Origin of the sequence: Otoolea muris, assembly GCF_943193115.1 — a bacterium.
Classification (GTDB): Bacteria; Bacillota; Clostridia; order Lachnospirales; family Lachnospiraceae; genus Otoolea; species Otoolea muris.
The window spans coordinates 1-1,061 of record NZ_CALPCY010000161.1 but is presented as its reverse complement, the minus strand read 5'-3'; the positions used below and the strand labels follow the sequence as shown (position 1 = coordinate 1,061).

At 48.4% G+C, this 1,061-nt stretch carries 1 pseudogene; it reads right to left on the bottom strand.

Going from position 1 to position 1,061, the window contains the following annotated elements:
- Positions 1 to 109: 109 nt before the first annotated feature.
- Positions 110 to 1,061: pseudogene (locus tag NFS31_RS26815) on the bottom strand (transposase); the annotation flags it as partial.

Below are 1,061 nucleotides of genomic sequence, written 5' to 3'. Positions count from 1 at the left end.
CTGATCTTCATCCATTTGAAGTCATTTTGGACACTAAAAAATCAGGTTCATCGGACTTATTTTTCAATCCGTTACCTGACCTCGAAAACTGAATAAAATACACAATCCCTTATGCTGCTTTTTTCCCTACCCTTGTCATTAATTCTTCAAAACTAAACATGTTTTCCGCCCTTGATAAGTTATATGCCATCCCGAAGAGCGCAAATTCCCCATCCACTTTCCGCTTCCCTTTCAGCAGAAAGTAGCCCGAATCGTGCCACCGTTTTATTGTCCCAAATGGATGTTCTGACGTGCATTTCCGTTTATCCATCTTTTCCCGGTTCGGTCTGAGTTTGAACCTCACCACCTTTCTCTTTTCGTAGTGGAAGCCTGGCTCTTTCTTTTTATCCCTGGCCTCCTCTCCCGGCTTCTCTCCTCCATCATTCGGGGCGGGGCCATTCCCTTCCCACCATTTTGCCTTCTTCTCAAGGCAGTCTTTGCTGAAATCTATCTCTTTCCACGGATATTTTGTACTTGTTACACACTTATCCCTGTATGGGCACTTCCTGCACAGCTTCTTGTTACAGTATCTCGTGTCGCCGCTTTTCTTTATGCTTTTCCGGTAAAGTGTCGCCCCGCCCGGGCAATACACACAGTCAGCTTCCGGGTCCCTCACAAAATATCCCTCTCTGGCCCGCCCCTTCATTTCTTCGCCCGGTCTCGTTGGTTCCTGCGGCTCAGGGGTCTTCTTTACCTCATCCGGCTTACGCTTAACCTCCACAACCTCCATGTCTTCTATGCTTCCCTTGTATGCGTCCGGAATGATTCCTGCATGCAGACACTTCGCTAATTCTTCAGCCTCCATACTTGCCGGGTCACACTCTGACTCCACATAGTCTGTCTCCAGTTCATAAACATCCCTTCCTTCCTCAGGTATAACGCTCGGAATAATCCCTTTTTCAAGGCATTCCACATAATCCCCAGCCCGGTGATACCCTTTGTCTGCTACGACATTCACCACTTCGTCCGGTTTCTGTCCCTTCAGGTATTCCATCGTTGGGGCAAGCTGCCCGTGGTCGGTG